Origin of the sequence: Micromonospora sp. M51, assembly GCF_018070305.1 — a bacterium.
GTDB lineage: Bacteria > Actinomycetota > Actinomycetes > Mycobacteriales > Micromonosporaceae > Micromonospora > Micromonospora parva.
Genome location: NZ_JAGPXZ010001468.1, coordinates 1 through 504, shown reverse-complemented (window position 1 = coordinate 504; position 504 = coordinate 1). Strand labels below are relative to the sequence as shown.

Genomic DNA, 504 nt, shown 5'->3' with positions numbered 1-504 from the left:
CCAGCCGATCGCCGCCCGGCTCGCCAACCTGCCCAAGCCGGTGATCGCCGCGGTCCGTGGGATGGCCGCCGGAGCGGGCGCGTCGCTGGCGTTCCTGGCCGACATCCGCATCGGTGGTCCGACCACCAGTTTCCTGATGGCCTTCGCCAAGGTCGGTCTGGCCGCCGACACCGGCGCGTCCTGGACGTTGCCCCGGCTGGTCGGGCACGCCAAGGCGGTGGAGCTGCTGATGCTGGCCGAACCGGTCCGCGCCGAGGAGGCCTGCCGGTTGGGTCTGCTCAACCGGTTGACCGACGACGACGAGCAGGTGCTGCCCGTCGCCCAGGAACTGGCCGCCCGCCTCGCCGCCGGCCCGACCGTCGCGTACGGGGCGATCAAGCGGCAACTCTCCATCGCCGATGCCGGCACTCTCGCCGACGCCCTCGCCGCCGAGGCGCAGGCCCAGTCGATCTGCGGTGCCACGGCCGACCACCGAGCGGCCACGCTCGCGTTCGTCGCCAAGCA

The 504-nt window shown here is 73.4% G+C and carries 1 protein-coding gene; it reads left to right on the top strand.

Annotated features, from left to right (window positions below):
* Positions 1 to 504, top strand: a 504-nt coding sequence (locus tag KBX53_RS35490) for an enoyl-CoA hydratase/isomerase family protein (RefSeq protein ID WP_210864087.1), incomplete at both ends; no start/stop codon positions are given.